Annotated in this window: 16 protein-coding genes; 10 read left to right on the forward strand and 6 right to left on the reverse strand. The window is 61.4% G+C overall.

Annotated elements, in window-relative coordinates; genetic code table 11:
- The first annotated feature begins 152 nt into the window (after positions 1-152).
- The 6 genes from rnc (at position 153) to tadA (ending at position 5,429) form a co-directional block, all read left to right on the forward strand.
- A complete protein-coding gene (rnc, locus tag AB4O35_RS11330; protein ID WP_017136295.1) occupies positions 153-842 on the forward strand; it encodes a ribonuclease III in 690 nt (229 codons plus the stop codon).
- The gene (gene era / locus AB4O35_RS11335; protein WP_029297473.1) at positions 835-1,737 is read left to right on the forward strand and encodes a GTPase Era; all 903 of its coding nucleotides are present in this window, start codon (positions 835-837) and stop codon (positions 1,735-1,737) included. Before rnc ends, era begins: the two co-directional genes overlap by 8 nt.
- A gap of 157 nt (positions 1,738-1,894) precedes the next feature.
- Positions 1,895-2,584, forward strand: a complete 690-nt coding sequence (gene recO / locus AB4O35_RS11340; RefSeq protein WP_065879564.1) for a DNA repair protein RecO — start codon at positions 1,895-1,897, stop codon at positions 2,582-2,584.
- Positions 2,585-2,635: 51 nt separating this feature from the next.
- Entirely contained in the window at positions 2,636-3,385 is a 750-nt protein-coding gene (pdxJ, locus tag AB4O35_RS11345; RefSeq protein ID WP_065871751.1) for a pyridoxine 5'-phosphate synthase, read from the forward strand.
- 170 nt (positions 3,386-3,555) lie between these two features.
- Positions 3,556-4,932 carry a multicopper oxidase family protein gene (locus AB4O35_RS11350; RefSeq protein ID WP_139113170.1) on the forward strand — a complete coding sequence of 459 codons (1,377 nt, stop codon included), beginning with the start codon at positions 3,556-3,558 and terminating at the stop codon, positions 4,930-4,932.
- Complete coding sequence (gene tadA / locus AB4O35_RS11355; protein WP_065871753.1) at positions 4,932-5,429, forward strand: tRNA adenosine(34) deaminase TadA; 498 nt, start codon at positions 4,932-4,934, stop codon at positions 5,427-5,429. The genes AB4O35_RS11350 and tadA overlap by 1 nt, the downstream gene beginning before the upstream one ends.
- Positions 5,430-5,569: 140 nt before the next feature.
- Here the strand turns inward: tadA and cmoB are convergent, their stop codons facing one another.
- From cmoB to AB4O35_RS11385, 6 genes are all read right to left on the reverse strand, one after another.
- Positions 5,570-6,526: a tRNA 5-methoxyuridine(34)/uridine 5-oxyacetic acid(34) synthase CmoB gene (gene cmoB / locus AB4O35_RS11360; RefSeq protein WP_065945336.1), complete on the reverse strand. Its 957-nt coding sequence runs from the start codon at positions 6,524-6,526 to the stop codon at positions 5,570-5,572.
- Complete coding sequence (gene cmoA / locus AB4O35_RS11365) at positions 6,523-7,266, reverse strand: carboxy-S-adenosyl-L-methionine synthase CmoA (protein ID WP_049709823.1); 744 nt, start codon at positions 7,264-7,266, stop codon at positions 6,523-6,525. The genes cmoB and cmoA overlap by 4 nt, the downstream gene beginning before the upstream one ends.
- A 35-nt stretch (positions 7,267-7,301) precedes the next feature.
- Entirely contained in the window at positions 7,302-7,958 is a 657-nt protein-coding gene (locus tag AB4O35_RS11370) for a lysoplasmalogenase (protein ID WP_065871756.1), read from the reverse strand.
- 1 nt (position 7,959) lies between these two features.
- Positions 7,960-8,349 carry a protease inhibitor I42 family protein gene (locus AB4O35_RS11375; protein WP_065871757.1) on the reverse strand — a complete coding sequence of 130 codons (390 nt, stop codon included), beginning with the start codon at positions 8,347-8,349 and terminating at the stop codon, positions 7,960-7,962.
- A 222-nt stretch (positions 8,350-8,571) separates the two neighbouring features.
- Entirely contained in the window at positions 8,572-10,995 is a 2,424-nt protein-coding gene (gene lon / locus AB4O35_RS11380; protein ID WP_065871758.1) for an endopeptidase La, read from the reverse strand.
- Positions 10,996-11,232: 237 nt separating this feature from the next.
- Complete coding sequence (locus AB4O35_RS11385; protein ID WP_065879562.1) at positions 11,233-12,222, reverse strand: GntR family transcriptional regulator; 990 nt, start codon at positions 12,220-12,222, stop codon at positions 11,233-11,235.
- Positions 12,223-12,557: 335 nt separating this feature from the next.
- On the opposite strand from AB4O35_RS11385, the gene AB4O35_RS11390 reads away from it, so the two are divergent.
- From AB4O35_RS11390 to AB4O35_RS11405, 4 genes are read left to right on the forward strand one after another with little or no spacing between them, the layout of a single operon-like run.
- Positions 12,558-13,880, forward strand: a complete 1,323-nt coding sequence (locus tag AB4O35_RS11390) for an amidase (protein ID WP_460149594.1) — start codon at positions 12,558-12,560, stop codon at positions 13,878-13,880.
- 11 nt (positions 13,881-13,891) lie between these two features.
- Positions 13,892-14,770, forward strand: a complete 879-nt coding sequence (locus AB4O35_RS11395) for a polysaccharide deacetylase family protein (RefSeq protein WP_065880124.1) — start codon at positions 13,892-13,894, stop codon at positions 14,768-14,770.
- Between the two features lie 33 nt (positions 14,771-14,803).
- Positions 14,804-16,144: an MFS transporter gene (locus AB4O35_RS11400; RefSeq protein WP_049709816.1), complete on the forward strand. Its 1,341-nt coding sequence runs from the start codon at positions 14,804-14,806 to the stop codon at positions 16,142-16,144.
- Positions 16,145-16,154: 10 nt separating this feature from the next.
- Positions 16,155-16,916 (forward strand): SDR family NAD(P)-dependent oxidoreductase, encoded by a 762-nt coding sequence (locus AB4O35_RS11405; RefSeq protein ID WP_065880123.1) that lies wholly within the window; start codon positions 16,155-16,157, stop codon positions 16,914-16,916.
- Positions 16,917-16,952: the final 36 nt, after the last annotated feature.

Here is a 16,952-nt window from a genome sequence, read left to right on the forward strand (position 1 = left end):
TACAGGCGGCGCTGTGAACACAGCGCCGAATGCTTTTCTGGGGCTGGGACAATTATTTGCCCGGCCCCATGCAGCACCAACCAGGATTTGAATTTGAACACTGCGTCAATCGTCGATGGCCGCCGGTGCCACCAAACAGATATGGGTAAACCGTGAGCGTTTCTTTAAGTCGTCTCGAGCGCCAGCTCGGCTACACCTTCAAGGACCAGGAATTGATGGTCCTTGCCCTCACACACCGCAGCTTTGCTGGGCGCAACAACGAGCGCCTGGAATTCCTCGGTGATGCCATCCTTAACTTTGCCGCCGGTGAGGCGCTCTTCGAACGTTTCCCTCAAGCGCGCGAAGGCCAGCTGTCGCGCTTGCGTGCACGCCTTGTGAAAGGCGAGACCCTGGCCGTGCTGGCCCGTGGTTTCGGCCTGGGCGAATACCTGCGACTGGGTTCCGGTGAATTGAAAAGCGGTGGCTTCCGTCGCGAGTCGATCCTGGCGGATGCCCTGGAAGCGTTGATCGGTGCGATCTACCTCGATGCAGGTATGGAGACAGCCAAGGAGCGCGTGGTCGCCTGGCTGGCCTCGGAAATCGAAAGCCTGACGCTGGTCGACACCAACAAAGATCCCAAGACCCGCCTGCAGGAATACCTGCAGTCCCGTGGTTGCGAACTGCCACGTTACGAAGTGGTGGATATCCAGGGTGAGCCGCATTGCCGCGTGTTCTTCGTGGAATGTGAAATCACCTTACTGAATGAAAAAAGCCGAGGTCAGGGTGTGAGCCGTCGTATTGCCGAACAGGTAGCGGCCGCTGCAGCACTGATTGCCCTGGGCGTGGAGAATGGCCATGACTGATTCAACCGCAACACGCTGTGGCTATGTTGCCATCGTTGGCCGCCCCAACGTGGGCAAGTCCACGCTGCTCAACCACATCCTCGGCCAGAAGCTCGCGATCACCTCGCGCAAGCCGCAGACGACTCGCCACAACATGCTGGGCATCAAGACCGAAGGCAACGTACAAGCGGTCTACGTCGACACCCCGGGCATGCACAAAGGCGGCGAGAAAGCGCTTAACCGCTACATGAACAAAACCGCTTCGGCGGCGTTGAAAGACGTCGACGTGGTGATCTTCGTGGTCGACCGCACCAAGTGGACTGATGAAGACCAGATGGTCCTCGAGCGTGTGCAATACGTAACCGGCCCCTTGATCGTCGCGCTGAACAAGACCGACCGTATCGAAGACAAAGCCGAACTGATGCCGCACCTGAGCTGGCTGCAGGAACAACTGCCGAACGCCCAGATCATGCCGATCTCGGCCCAGCACGGGCATAACCTCGAAGCCCTGGAACGCGTGATCGCCGGCTACCTGCCGGAGAACGAGCACTTCTTCCCGGAAGACCAGATCACCGACCGCAGCAGCCGTTTCCTCGCCGCCGAACTGGTCCGCGAGAAAATCATGCGCCAGATGGGGGCCGAGCTGCCGTACCAGATCACCGTCGAAATCGAAGAGTTCAAGCAGCAGGGCAAGACCTTGCACATCCATGCGCTGATCCTCGTCGAACGTGACGGCCAGAAGAAAATCATCATTGGCGACAAGGGCGAGCGCATCAAGCGCATCGGCACCGAAGCGCGCAAGGACATGGAGTTGTTGTTCGATTCCAAGATCATGCTCAACCTGTGGGTGAAGGTTAAGGGTGGTTGGTCCGATGATGAGCGTGCACTGCGCTCGCTGGGCTACGGCGACCTGTAAACACCGCATACCTTTGTGGGAGCGGGCTTGTGTGGGAGCTGGCTTGCCTGCGATAGCATCACCTCGGTGCAATTGAAAAACCGAGGTGCCTGCATCGCAGGCAAGCCAGCTCCCACATTGGTTTGTCGCTGTTCTTAAGTTCTGCGAAGAGACTTCCATGTCCCAATCCCCACCCCCCAGCCAACTCGCCTACGTCCTGCACAGCCGTGCCTACCGCGAGACCAGCGCCCTGGTGGACTTTCTGACGCCTCAAGGTCGCCTGCGCGCGGTATTGCGCAGCGCGCGTGGCAAGGCCGGCACGCTGGCAAGGCCATTCGTGGCGCTGGACGTGGAATTTCGCGGCAAGGGCGAGCTGAAAAACGTTGGGCGGCTCGAGAGCGTCGGTACGTCGGCCTGGCTCAACGGTGATGCGTTGTTCAGCGGCCTCTACCTCAACGAACTGCTGATCCGCCTACTGCCCGCCGAAGACCCGCACCCGAGCGTCTTCGATCACTACGCCGCCACCTTGCTCGCCCTCGCCGAAGGCCGCCCGCTGGAGCCGCTGCTGCGCGCTTTTGAATGGCGCCTGCTCGACGACCTGGGCTACGGCTTCGAACTCGCCAACGACCTGCACGGCGACCCCATCGCCGCCGACGGCATGTATCGCCTGCAAGTCGATGCCGGCCTTGAGCGCGTGTACCTGCTGCAACCTGGCCTGTTCCAGGGCACCGAGTTGCTGGCGATGAGCGAAGCCGATTGGAGCGCCCCGGGTGCTTTGTCCGCCGCCAAGCGCCTGATGCGCCAAGCGCTGGCCGTGCACCTGGGCGGGCGGCCGCTGGTCAGCCGCGAGTTGTTTCGAAAGCCCTGACAACCCCGTGTATGCTGTGCAGCGTTTCTTTCCCTATTCAGGAGCGCTTCCGTGACCACCAGCAATCGCATTCTTCTTGGCGTCAACATCGACCACGTCGCCACCCTGCGCCAGGCCCGGGGCACCCGTTACCCTGACCCGGTCAAGGCCGCGCTGGACGCCGAAGAAGCGGGCGCCGACGGCATCACCGTGCACCTGCGTGAAGACCGCCGCCATATCCAGGAGCGCGACGTGCTGGTGCTCAAGGACGTGCTGCAAACCCGCATGAACTTCGAGATGGGCGTCACCGAAGAAATGATGCAGTTCGCCGAGCGCATCCGCCCGGCGCACATCTGCCTGGTCCCGGAGACTCGTCAGGAACTGACCACCGAAGGCGGCCTCGACGTGGCGGGCCAGGAGGCAAGGATCAAGGCTGCGGTAGAGCGCTTGTCGAAGATCGGCAGCGAAGTCTCGCTGTTCATCGACGCCGACGAGCGCCAGATCGAAGCCTCGCGCCGTGTCGGTGCGCCGGCCATCGAACTGCACACCGGCCGTTACGCCGACGCTACCACACCGACCGAAGTCGCCGACGAACTGCAACGCATCATTGACGGTGTGAACTGCGGCCTCAAGGAAGGCCTGATCGTCAACGCCGGCCACGGTTTGCACTACCATAACGTCGAGGCCGTGGCTGCGATCAAGGGCATCAACGAGCTGAACATCGGCCACGCCTTGGTGGCGCACGCGTTGTTCGTCGGTTTCAAAGGTGCCGTGGCCGAGATGAAAGCGCTGATCCTGGCGGCCGCCACAATGAAACGCTGACACTGTAGGAGCGAGCTTGCTCGCGAAAAACTTCAACGATGACGTGGGTTGCCTGAATGTCCGGGGGGCCTTCGAGTTTTTCGCGAGCAAGCTCGCTCCTACAGCCGGTGCAGGTGTATCGTATCTGCCCTTTGCAGGCCCTGGCTCTGCGGCAGATACGTGAGGTTGTTGTGTCCCGATCCTTTTCCCGTCGACAAATCCTGGGTGGTCTTGCAGGCCTGGCCGTAGTGGGTGTGGGGGCCGGTGGCGCCTACCGCTACTGGCTGGGGAAAGTCGCCGAGGCTGAGGCCGGGCACGATTACGAACTGATCGCGGCACCCTTGGACGTCGAGTTGGTACCGGGCCACAAGACCGAAGCCTGGGCATTCGGCCCCTCAGCGCCGGGCACCGAGTTGCGCGTGCGCCAGGGTGAGTGGCTGCGGGTGCGCTTTATCAACCATCTGCCCGTCGCCACCACCATCCACTGGCATGGCATCCGCCTGCCGTTGGAAATGGACGGCGTGCCCTACGTCTCGCAATTGCCGGTACTGCCCGGTGAATATTTCGATTACAAATTCCGCGTGCCGGACGCCGGCAGCTACTGGTATCACCCCCATGTGAACAGCAGTGAAGAACTGGGCCGTGGCCTGGTCGGCCCGCTGATCATCGAAGAACGCGAGCCTACCGGTTTCAAACACGAACGCACCCTGAGCCTGAAAAGCTGGCACGTCGACGAAGAGGGCGCTTTCGTGGCCTTCAGCATCCCGCGTGAAGCGGCGCGTGGCGGCACCGCGGGGCGTTTGTCGACGATCAATGGCGTGTCCCAGGCGGTCATCGATTTGCCTGCGGGGCAGATCACCCGTGTGCGCCTGCTCAACCTCGACAACACCTTGACCTATCGCATCAATATTCCAGACGTTGAAGCGCAGATCTACGCGCTGGACGGCAACCCTATCGAGCCACGCCCGCTGGGCAAGGAATACTGGTTGGGCCCCGGCATGCGCATTTGCCTGGCGATCAAGGCACCGCCTGCCGGTGAAGAACTGTCGATCCGCAACGGCCCGGTGCGCCTCGGTACGTTTCGTTCGGTGGCCAACTCCGATGCACCGAGTGAGTGGCCGCCCGCGTTGCCCGCCAACCCGATCAGCGAACCGGACCTGGCCAATGCGGAGAAACTCAACTTCAATTTCGAATGGGTTGGCAGCGTTTCAGTCGATGATGGCAAGCCACCAAGCCTGTGGCAGATCAACGGCAAGGCGTGGGACATCACAGACAAAACCTGTGCCGACCGCCCGATTGCCAAGCTGGAAAAGGGCAAGAGCTACATTTTCGAATTGAAGAACATGACCCAGTACCAGCATCCGATCCACCTGCATGGCATGAGCTTCAAGGTGATCGCCTCGAACCGCCACAAGGTGATCCCGTACTTCACCGACACCTACTTGTTGGGCAAAAACGAACGCGCCCGCGTGGCCTTGGTGGCGGATAACCCGGGGGTGTGGATGTTCCATTGCCATGTGATCGACCACATGGAAACCGGCCTGATGGCCGCCATCGAGGTGGCGTGATGCGCCAGTTTCGCCCAGCGGCGATCATCGACCGCAGCCGCGACCAGGACTTCATGCGTGAAGCCCTGGCCCTTGCTGCCCAGGGCGCTGCACTCGGCGAAGTGCCCGTCGGCGCAGTGCTCGTACAAGATGGCGAGATCATCGGCCGTGGCTTCAACTGCCCGATCAGCGGCAATGACCCCAGCGCGCATGCTGAAATGGTCGCCATCCGCGCCGCCGCGCAAGCGATCAGCAACTACCGCCTGGTCGGCAGCACGCTGTATGTGACGCTGGAACCGTGCAGCATGTGCGCCGGCGTGATCGTGCATTCGCGTGTTGCGCGGGTGGTGTATGGCGCGCTGGAGCCCAAGGCGGGGATTGTGCAAAGCCAGGGGCAGTTTTTTACCCAGGGATTTCTGAATCACCGGGTGTTGTTTGAAGGTGGGGTGTTGGCTGAAGAATGCGGGACGGTGCTGAGTGAGTTCTTCAAGGCCCGGCGGGCCAAGCCCGCACTCTAAAGAACACGGGTGAGCAAATGTGGGAGCGGGCTTGCTCGCGAATGCAGTGGGTCAGTCGGTACATGTGTGACTGATACACCGCATTCGCGAGCAAGCCCGCTCCCACATTTTTGATCTCCACTTGGCAGGCAGATTGAAGGTTACTTCTTGGCGATGATCACCGCGCGCATCGGCGCCGGCAAACCTTCAATCGTCTTGCTGTGATCCTCCGGATCAAGAAAATCACTCAGCGACTGAAACTTCATCCACTCGGTCCCGCGCTGTTCTTCAACCGTGGTCACGCTCACATCCACACAGCGCACATCGCTGAACCCAGCACGGCGCAGCCACAGCATCAACGCCGGCACCGACGGCAGGAACCATACGTTACGCATCTGCGCATAGCGGTCTTCCGGCACCAGCACTTGCTGCTGATCGCCTTCCACCACCAAGGTTTCCAGGACCAGTTCACCGCCTTTGACCAGTGTGTCTTTCAGCGCCAACAAGTGCTCGATCGGCGAGCGGCGGTGATAGAACACGCCCATGGAAAACACCGTGTCGAACCCTTCCAGATTCGACGGCAAGTCTTCGAACGGGAACGGCAAGTGCCAGGCTTTGGGTTCGGACAGGTAACGCTGCACCGCCTGGAACTGGCAGAAGAACAACCAGTTCGGATCGACCCCAATCACGCTGTCCGCGCCGGCGCCGAGCATGCGCCACATGTAGTAGCCATTGCCGCAGCCGACATCAAGGATGCGCTTGCCTTTCAGATCCAGGTGCGGTGCGACCCGCGACCACTTCCAGTCCGAACGCCATTCGGTATCGACATGCACGCCGAACAAGTGGAACGGACCTTTGCGCCACGGGCTCAGGCCCATCAACGCGGTGTGCATTTGCGCGCGGGTAGCGTCGTCGCAGGCAGTGTCGAGGGTCAGGTCATTCAGCAAATCGACTTCGCTGGGCATGATTTTCGGTAAGGCATCCAACGCACTCTGCCAACGCTCCAGGTCGCCATGACCTTTCTCCATCTTGCTATCGAGTTGCGCTTGCAGGCCCTGGGCCCAAACGGCCAAAGGAGTGCCCACCAAGTGGCGGGCAAGGGGGGAGAGATCAATCATGGCAGGGCAATCAACGAGGCAAAGTTAAGACACTGGAACCACGGCACGACTTTCGAGAACCCCGCTGCCAGCAGGCGTTCGCGGTGTTCTTCGAGGCTGTCGGGCTTCATGACGTTTTCGATGGCGCTGCGCTTCTGGGCAATTTCCAGTTCGCTGTAGCCGTTGGCGCGTTTGAACGCGATATGCAGGTCGGTGAGTAGCGCGTGTTCTTCAAGGTCATTGAAGCGCAGCTTTTCCGAGAGGATCAGCGCACCGCCTGGCAGCAGCGACTGGCGGATACGCGAGAGCAAGGCCAGGCGTTCATCCGGTGCGATAAATTGCAGGGTGAAGTTGAGTGCAACCACTGAGGCCGGTTGGAATTGCAGCGCGAGAATATCGCCCTCGATGACCTCGACCGGCAGCAACTCCTGGAACATCGAATCCTGGCCATTGAGGTACTCGCGGCAGCGCTCCACCATCGCCGCCGAGTTATCCACCGCAATCACCCGGCACCCGTCCGTGCGTACATGGCGGCGCAGGGCTTGGGTCACTGCACCGAGGGACGAGCCCAGGTCGTACAGCACGCTGCCCGGCTGGGCAAACTGCGCCGCGAGCACGCCGAGGTTTTCGACAATGGTCGGATAACCCGGCACCGAGCGCTTGATCATGTCCGGGAACACCCGCACCACGTCCTCGTTAAAGGCGAAGTCCGGCACCTGGGGCAGGGGCTGGGCGAATAGGCGATCGGGTTCTTTGCTCACGGTTGTTCCGGCGACGAGGGGGAAAGCCCGGCATTTTAGCCAAGTTGGCCCTCGTGTGCGCGGGTTGTCTGATGGAAAGCCGAGGCGGTAATGCCCCACTGGCCAAGCCAATACGTGCTGATCAACAAATACGGCGCGGCTTCAAACGTCACCACGAACCGGTTGATGCCTATCAGCGTGTCGGAAAACACAAACGACGCCGCACCCGCCGCTGCCAGCCATGCCGAACGTTTCGGCACGTCACTGCCCAGCCGTGCCAACGCACGCCAGAGCATGGCACTGATCACCAGGGCATAAACCACCACTGGAATCAGCAGGTCGCCCAGGCCATGGGAGATCAGGATGCTCAGCAGGACCGCGCCCACGCCCAGCGCCAATACCAGCGGCAGCAGTGCAAGACGGCGGCAGTCGCTGAAATAAGCTTTCAGATACGCCAAGTGTGCAAACAGAAACGCGCCCAGGCCAAAGATAAACAGGTCGCCTGGCCAGGCGAGTAATACATCGCCCACCAGGGAAAAAATCAGCCCCAGGCTGATCCAGCGTCGATAGTCGCTGGGCGGCGCATCATGCAGCCAGCCCAACAGCGCGAGGACCGGCAGCGGCTTGACCAGCAAGCACAGCAACGTGGCATGGGTGGTCAATCCGTAGATGAAAGTGCCGGCGCCCATCAACGCAAGAATCAGCCATGGCATATCAGTTCACCGTGATGGCGCAGTCGAACGTTTCGGCGGGTTCGGCTTCCGGCTCCCAGGGTTGCTGGGAGGTCAGGCGCAAGCGCCCCTGGCCGGCCGCGAAGGCCTGGAAGCGCCAGGTGGACTGGCCACCGCCGCCGACCACGCCGGATTCCGAGCTGCTGTAGACCTCAGGGCTCAAGGCGCGCAACACACCGCCAGCGGAATCCTGGATGGCCCAGCGGTAACCCGTGGTGGGGTTGCTCGGCAGGGTGAGGATCAGGTTTTGTCCGGTTTTAAGCTGAAGCGGGCAGGCGCTCTGGTTGTCCACGCTGACGTTTTGCTTGGGGGCGCTGGCGCAGGCGGCCAGCAGGGCAAGGCTCAAGGGGAGAAGCAGGCGAGCAGCGGTCATGAGGGCTCCGTTGATTGGCGACGAAGGGCGAGCATAACCGAAGATGGGACAAGGTGTGACAGATGGGCTAGACCTGACTTGTTGTAGTGAGCGGGCTTGCCCCGCGCTGGGTGGCGAAGCCGCCCTAAAACCGTGCACCTCGTTTTAACTGGAAAAACTGGGTGCCTGGGTTGGGGCGGCTTCGCCACCCAGCGCGGGGCAAGCCCGCTCACTACAGATCTGTCAGAAAAGCACCTTCGCCACATCCGCAAACCGCTTGGCAAAGTGCACCGTCATCCCTTCCTTCAGGTATTCCGGCAACTCCTCAAAACTGCCCCGATTTGGCTCCGGCAGGATCAGCTCATGAATCTTCTGACGCCGCGCCGCAATCACCTTTTCGCGCACCCCGCCAATCGGCAGTACATGCCCGGTCAACGTCAGCTCACCGGTCATGGCCACGCCTTTTTTCGGCGGCTGGTTACGTGCCAGCGACAACAGCGCACTGGCCATGGTCACCCCGGCGCTCGGGCCGTCTTTCGGCGTGGCACCTTCCGGTACGTGCAAGTGCACGAAGGCTTCGTCAAAGAATTTCGGATCACCGCCAAACGACTTCAGGTTCGAGCTGATGTAGCTGTAGGCAATTTCGGCCGATTCTTTCATCACTTCACCCAACTGCCCGGTGAGCTTGAAGCCGCGATTGAGCGTATGGATACGTGTCGCCTCAATCGGCAGCGTCGCGCCGCCCATGCTGGTCCACGCCAGGCCGGTGATCACGCCGGTGCCGGACAGCACCTGCTCATTGCGGAACACCGGTACACCCAGTGAGCTTTCCAGGTCTTTGTTGCCGATCTTGATCACCAGATCCGGCTCATCCAGCAGCTTGACCACAGCCTTGCGCACCAGTTTGCCTAGCTGTTTCTCCAGCTGGCGCACACCGGCTTCGCGGGCATAGCCGTCGATCAACGCGCGCAACGCGCCGTCGCTGATGGTCAGGGTGTTTTTCGACACGCCGGCTTTTTGCAGCTGCTTGGGCCACAGATGGCGCTTGGCAATGGCGACTTTTTCTTCGGTGATATAGCCCGACAGGCGAATCACTTCCATGCGGTCCAGCAGCGGGCCAGGGATGGAGTCCAGGGTGTTGGCGGTGCACACGAACAGCACTTTGGACAGGTCCAGGCGCAGGTCCAAGTAGTGGTCGAGGAATTCGACGTTTTGCTCGGGGTCGAGGGTTTCCAACAGCGCTGACGCCGGGTCGCCCTGGAAGCTCTGGCCCATCTTGTCGATCTCGTCGAGCATGATTACCGGGTTCATCACTTCCACATCTTTGAGCGCCTGCACCAGCTTGCCGGGCATGGCGCCGATGTAGGTGCGGCGATGGCCCTTGATCTCGGCCTCGTCGCGCATGCCGCCGACGCTGAAGCGGTAGAAGGGCCGTCCCAGCGACTCGGCGATGGATTTACCAACGCTGGTCTTGCCCACGCCCGGCGGGCCGACCAGCAGCACGATGGAACCGGCGACTTCGCCTTTATAGGCGCCCACCGCGAGGAATTCGAGGATGCGACTCTTGATGTCATCCAGGCCTGCGTGGTGCTTGTCCAGCACCTTGCGCGCATGTTTCAGGTCGAGTTTATCCTCGCCAAACACGCCCCACGGTACCGAGGTGGCCCAGTCCAGGTAATTGCGTGTCACCGCGTATTCCGGCGAGCCGGTTTCGAGGATCGACAGTTTGTTCAGTTCTTCATCGATGCGTTTTTTCGCCTGGGCCGGCAGTACTTTGCTTTCCAGGCGTTGCTCGAACTGCTCGACATCCGCACTGCGGTCGTCCTTGGTCAAGCCCAGCTCCTGCTGGATGACCTTGAGCTGTTCCTTGAGGAAGAACTCGCGCTGGTGCTCGCCGATCTTGCGGTTCACTTCAGCGGAGAGTTCTTTTTGCAGGCGCGCAACTTCGACTTCTTTGCGCAGCATCGGCAGCACTTTTTCCATGCGCTTGAGCATGGGCACGCAGTCCAGCACTTCCTGCAATTCGTTGCCGGTGGCCGAGGTCAACGCGGCGGCGAAGTCGGTGAGCGGCGACGGGTCGTTGGGGCTGAAGCGGTTGAGGTAGTTCTTCAACTCTTCGCTGTACAGCGGGTTAAGCGGCAGCAGTTCCTTGATCGCATTGATCAGCGCCATGCCGTAGGCCTTGACCTCGTCGGTCGGCTCCGAGGGCTGGTGCGGGTATTCGACTTCCACCAGGTACGGTGGGCGGTGGTGCTTGAGCCAGGTCTTGATGCGCACGCGGGTCAGGCCCTGGGCCACGAATTGCAGCTTGCCGTTTTCGCGGCTGGCGTGGTGCACCTTCACCAGCGTGCCGTACAGCGGCAGGCTGGAAGTGTCGAAGTGGCGCGGGTCTTCCGGCGGGGTGTCCATGAAGAACAGGGCCAGGGAGTGGTGGTCGGATTTGCTCACCAGCTCCAGGGTCTCGGCCCACGGCTCTTCATTGACGATCACCGGCAACACTTGCGCCGGGAAGAAGGGCCGGTTGTGGATCGGGATGATGTAGACCTTGTCCGGCAGGTTTTGCCCGGGTAGGGCCAGGCCGGTGTTGGAGGACGCTGCGTGCTCGGCGTTTTCGGGATCGGCGTAGTCGTTGAGGTCGTAATCAGGGAATTCTTGCTGGTCGCTCATGGGGCACCTGCATCAGGAAGTATGGTGCTTAGATGGGGCGGGGGGGCGGTGGTTTCAATGGCAGCGGCGAGATCGCAACATATTGCATGAAATTCTCGACAGCACCGTGGTACCCCTGTGGGAGCTGGCTTGCCTGCGATGGCGGTGTGTCAGTTGATGAAGATGTGGCTGATGCGCCGCTATCGCAGCGGTTCGACGATTCGACAAGCCAGCTCCCACATTTTGTATTGCGTACGGTCAGCTGATTTTGTGCAAGTACGTCGGCAAGGGTTGTTCTGGCAGGACTGAGAGCACCTTCAGCCGTTGCAACATGCGCTGGCGTGCCCGCTGAAGATGCTCACGCAGATTCAGCGCCGCTGCATCCACCGCACCATGCAACAAGAGCTCAAGAATCAACCGATGTTCGGCCAACATCGCCGGATCGGCGCCGATCCCCAGCAACCGATAAAAAATCCGGCTGATGATCATCGGGCTCTGCCCCTGGCGGATCAGTGCAGCGATCTTGCGATTCTGCAAGCCGGCCAGGCAGTGCTGGTGCAAGTCTTCCTCGATCTGTTCGATGGCCTCAAGGCTGCAATGAGGGCTGTCCTGGGCGGCCAGCACACGCTGCAACATGGCTTCCAGCAACTCGCGATCAAGGTTCGGCGCGCTCTGGCGCAGGGCTTCGGGTTCCAGGCAGGCGCGCAGTTCGTAGTCTTCGGTGACTTCCCGCGCCGTCAACGGCCCCGCCAGCCATTGGGAATAGGGCTCCTTTTCCACCAGGCCGCGATCGCGCAGGCGCATCAGTGCTTCACGCACCACCGCGCGGCTGACGCCGTAGTGATCGGCGGCGGCCTGCTCATCCAGGCGGTAATGGCCGAAGGCAATGCAGGTGGACAGCGCCGCGCCGATTTCCTCGACGATACGTTCCCCCAGCGGCCGCGTATCCACCAGCTCATCCTTACCATCAAGACCCAAGTGTGTGTGGCTCAAAGGCAGGCGCAGCGGCTCCATTGCCAGGCCTTCAGGGTTGATCAGGTAACCCCGGCCATTGAAGCGGCAGATCAGGCCTTCGGCGTGCAGCAGGTCCAGGGCCTTGCGCACCGGTACACGGCTGGTACCGAACAGTTCGGCCAACGGCGCTTCCAGCAAAACCAGGCCGTGGCGAGCGGTGCCGTTGACGATCGCGTCACGCAACACTTGGTGAATCATCGCGTAGCGAGAGGCCGAGGCGGACACTGCTTTCATCGATTTCTCTAAAGGAGGGAGGACGGTGGCCGGGGATTCTCTCATAAGTTGCACTGTCACTCTGGGCCACGTCGATGGCACTTTTTTGGGGCCTGAAAACTGTGAATGTTACTTTTCTGCACCAAAATGTACTTATTAATAAAAGGTACATTATTTCGTTGGCAGCATTGCGCTTAGCTCAGACGCGGTTTTTTCGCGCCTATTAAAACCATCTATCCCGTTGCTCTCAGCGAAAAACCCTCACAGTGCAAAAGCACCTGACTTGAGACTGGCACGAAAGCTGCCTTTGTAAAATGTACATTTTATTAATATGTACGTTTTTGAGGGTCATCTTGATGTCAGACGCCACTTCAATGGCCGAGGATTTTGCCAGCGGTCGCAGCGATCCGGTTCAAGCCCTCGAACAGGCACTCGAGAGGGCAAGCCAGGTGCCGTCAGTATTCATCAGCCTGACCACCGAGCGCGCCCGCCGTGAAGCCGCCGCCGCCGCCGCCCGTTGGCGCGCCGGCCAGCCCTTGAGCGTATTCGATGGCGTGCCGCTGGCCTGGAAAGACCTGTTCGATGTGGCTGGCAGCACCACCACTGCTGGCGCCGCCTATCGCCGCAATGCGCCTGCCGCTTTGCTCGACGCGCCCACTGTGGGCCTGTTGTGTCGCGCCGGGATGGTCAGTGTGGGCAAGACCAACCTCAGCGAATTGGCCTACTCAGGCTTGGGCCTGAACCCGCATTTCGGCACGCCGCACAACCCCCATGGCACTGATCAACCCCGTATTCCTGGCGGTTCGTCGTCCGGTTCGGCAGTGGCCGTTGCGGCCGGGATCGTTCCTATCGCCATGGGCACCGACACCGCCGGGTCGATCCGCATCCCGTCGGCGTTCAACGGCCTGGTCGGTTATCGCAGCAGCAGCCGACGCTACAGCCGCGATGGCGTATTCCCCCTGGCCCACACCCTCGACAGCCTCGGCCCGCTGACCCGCAGTGTGCGCGACGCCTTGGCCATCGACGATTTGCTGCATGGGCGCACCCAAACCCACCACGCCCGCAGCCTCAAGGGCCAACGCTTCGTATTGGCGCAACAGGATGTCGAGCCTGCTGTGCGCAACAACCTGCTGCGTGCAGTCGAGCAACTCAAGGCCCAAGGTGCGCTGATCGAAGAGCGCGAATGCCCGACCTTCCAGGCCACCCTGGACCTGATCAACCACCACGGCTGGCTCGGCTCGTTCGAAGCCTTCGCGCTGCACCAAGGGTTGCTCGACAGCCGCGACGCCGAACAACTCGACCCTCGCGTACGCCGCCGCCTCGAAGCCGCGCGTTCGCTGCCGGCCAGCCAACTGATCCACCTGACCGACGCGCGTCGGCGTCTGCAACAGCAACTGATCGATGACCTCGACGGCGCCATTCTCATCACCCCAACCGTTGCCCACGTGGCGCCCGCATTGGCACCGCTGGAAGCCGACGACGACCTGTTCGTGAAAACCAACCTTGCCACCCTGCGCCTGACCATGCCCGGCAGTCTGCTCGACATGCCCGGCGTGACCCTGCCCAGCGGCCGCGATGCCCAGGGCCTGCCCACCGGGCTGCTGCTCAGTGCCCCGGCGGGAGAAGACGCACGCCTGCTGCGCGCGGCGTTGTCCGTCGAAACCGTACTTAACGTTTAAGGAGATTCATCATGGCTAAAGACATTCTTTGTGCATTTGGTGTCGACGTTGACGCCGTCGCCGGCTGGCTCGGTTCCTATGGCGGTGAAGACTCGCCGGACGACATTTCCCGCGGCTTGTTTGCCGGTGAAATCGGTGCGCCGCGCCTGCTCAAATTGTTCGAGCGCTATGGCCTGCGCACCACCTGGTTCATCCCCGGCCACTCGATGGAAACCTTTCCCGAGCAGATGAAGGCGGTGGCCGACGCCGGTCACGAAATCGGCGTGCACGGCTACAGCCACGAAAACCCCATCGCGATGACCGCCGAGCAGGAAGAAATCGTCCTCGATAAATCCATCGAGCTGATCACCCAGGTCACCGGCAAACGCCCCACTGGCTACGTCGCGCCATGGTGGGAATTCAGCAAAGTCACCAACGAACTGCTGCTGAAAAAAGGCATCAAGTACGACCACAGCCTGATGCACAACGACTTCCACCCCTACTACGTGCGCAAGGGTGACAGCTGGACCAAGATCGATTACAGCCAGCACCCCGACATCTGGATGAAACCACTGGTACGCGGCGAAGAAACCGACCTGGTGGAGATCCCGGCCAATTGGTACCTCGACGACCTGCCGCCGATGATGTTCATCAAAAAGGCCCCCAACAGCCACGGCTTCGTCAACCCGCGTCACCTCGAAGAAATGTGGCGCGACCAGTTCGATTGGGTCTACCGCGAGCACGAACACGCCGTGTTCACCATGACCATCCACCCCGATGTTTCCGGCCGCCCGCAAGTGCTGTTGATGCTTGAGCGGCTGATCGAACACATCCAGAGCCATGCCGGCGTGCGCTTCGTCACCTTTGACGAAATCGCCGACGACTTTATCCGCCGCCAACCGCGTACCTGACACCCACCCTTGCTCCCCCCTTGAGGCGCGATTATGTCCATCTATAACAAGCTTGACCTGACTGGCTGGAAACCCCGGCAACTGACGTCCAAGGAAGTACGTTTCGCCACCTGGATCGCGTTTTTCGCCTGGGTGTTCGCGGTGTATGACTTCATCCTGTTCGGCACTTTGCTACCGGAGATCGGCCGGCATTTTGGCTGGGGGGAAGTGGAGCAAGCTGAAATCGCGACCTGGGTAGCGGTGGGCACGGCGGTGGTCGCCTTTGCCATCGGCCCCGTCGTCGATAAGTTGGGGCGGCGCAAAGGCATTATCTTCACCGTGGCAGGTTCCGCGCTCTGCTCGGCACTGACTGCAATCGGCGGCGCGTGGGGCAAGTCGCCGCTGATTCTGATCCGGTCGCTGGGCGGCCTGGGCTATGCCGAGGAAACCGTCAACGCGACGTATTTGAGCGAGCTGTATGGCGCCTCGGAAGACCCGCGGTTGACCAAGCGTCGCGGCTTTATCTACAGCCTGGTGCAGGGCGGCTGGCCGGTCGGTGCGTTGATCGCCGCCGGGTTGACCGCGTTGCTGCTGCCGATCATTGGCTGGCAGGGCTGCTTCATCTTCGCTGCAATCCCGGCGCTGGTGATTGCGATCATGGCGCGCAAGCTCAAGGAGAGTCCGCAGTTCCAGATCCATGAACGCATCAGCCAACTGCGTAAAAGCGGCGCGGTGACTGAAGCACAAAATGTCGCCGTGACCTACGGCGTGGACTATGACGAACACAGCAAGGCCGGTCTCAAGGCCGCCTTCCGTGGCCCGGCGCGCCGCGCCACCCTGGTGATTGGCGCTGCACTGTTGCTTAACTGGGCAGCTATCCAGGTGTTCAGCGTGCTCGGGACGTCGGTGATTGTCAGCGTGCACCACATCTCGTTCGAGAACTCGCTGATCATCCTCGTGCTGTCGAACCTGGTGGGCTACTGCGGCTACCTCAGCCACGGCTGGATGGGCGACAAGATCGGCCGTCGCAACGTGATCGGCCTGGGCTGGATGCTTGGCGGCCTGGCGTTTGCCGGGATGCTGTTTGGCCCGAGCAATATGCCGATGGTGGTCGGGCTCTACAGCCTGGGCCTGTTCTTCCTGATCGGGCCGTACTCGGCAGCGCTGTTCTTTATCAGTGAGAGTTTCCCTACCAGCATTCGCGCCACGGGGGGCGCGATCATCCATGCCATGGGCCCGATCGGCGCGGTGGTCGCAGGTTTTGGTGCGACCCAAGTGTTGTCCGCCGGCAGCGACTGGCAAACCGCCGCGCTGTGGTTTGGCGCATTGCCGTGCTTCCTGTCTGGCGTGCTGATGTTTGCCGCGCGCCATGTGCGCCCGGAAACCGTTCAGTAAGGAGTGAGTGATGAGCCGTAAAGTTGCCTTGATTACCGGTGCCGCCAGCGGCATCGGCCAAGCCCTCGCCGTGGCCTATGCCCGCCACCGCGTGGCGGTGGTGGGCGGGTATTACCCGGCTGATCCCCATGACCCGCAGACCACCGTCAGCCTGGTGGAAGCCGCTGGTGGCGAATGCCTGATGCTGCCGTTGGACGTGGGCGATACTGCCTCGGTCGACGCACTGGCCGCGCAAGCCATACAGCATTTCGGGCGACTGGATTATGCGGTGGCCAACGCCGGACTGCTGCGTCGCGCACCGTTGCTGGAAATGACCGATGCGCTGTGGGACGAGATGCTCAACGTCGACCTCACGGGGGTGATGCGCACCTTCCGCGCGGCGACCCGGCATATGCATGAAGGCGGCGCGCTGGTCGCGATTTCGTCGATTGCCGGTGGCGTGTATGGCTGGCAGGAACACAGCCATTACGCGGCGGCCAAGGCCGGTGTGCCGGGGTTGTGCCGGTCTCTGGCGGTGGAGTTGGCGCCGCTGGGGATTCGTTGCAATGCGGTGATTCCAGGGTTGATTGAAACGCCGCAGTCGCTGGATGCAAAGAACTCGCTGGGGCCGGAAGGTTTAGCCAAGGCGGCGCGCGCGATTCCGCTGGGGCGGGTAGGGCGAGCGGATGAAGTCGCGTCGCTGGTGCAGTTTTTGACCAGTGAAGCGTCGAGCTACCTGACCGGGCAGAGCATCGTCATCGACGGCGGCCTGACCGTACGCTGGCCCGACTGACTGCACCCCATTTAAAAATGTGGGCGCTGGCTTGCC

It is taken from the genome of Pseudomonas sp. H1_A03, assembly GCF_054685145.1.